At 42.2% G+C, this 374-nt stretch carries 1 pseudogene; it reads right to left on the reverse strand.

Annotation, left to right across the window (positions count from 1 at the left end):
* Window positions 1–374 (reverse strand): annotated as a pseudogene (locus tag HMPREF3239_RS04500) (YSIRK signal domain/LPXTG anchor domain surface protein); the annotation flags it as partial.

The following is a 374-nucleotide window of genomic DNA, read 5'->3' on the forward strand; positions in this document are numbered from 1 at the left end:
GATAGGCACCGTTGGTGTAATTGTAACTCGACCAGTGCTATCTGTCGTACCCGAACCAATGACATGATTATCTTTATCAAGTAACTCAACACGTGTATTCGGGTCTGTCGTTACTGTAATTGGCGTTTTAGTCGTTGCTTTACCAGTTAAATCATTCGTAACAACTGGTTCCCTAGGTGGCGTCGTATCTGTTGCTTTGACTGGATCAGACATAGAACTATTCGGATGTTCTGCATTATCTGTTGCCTTGGCAGTGACATTACCTTCCGGAATAGGACGAATTGGTGTGATTGTAACATGACCATTCGCTGCCGTAGTTCCAGTTCCAATGACATTACCATCTTTGTCTAAAAGTTGTACGTTTGTATTTGGAT

Source organism: Staphylococcus sp. HMSC34C02 (assembly GCF_001838705.1).
GTDB classification, from domain to species: Bacteria; Bacillota; Bacilli; order Staphylococcales; family Staphylococcaceae; genus Staphylococcus; species Staphylococcus borealis.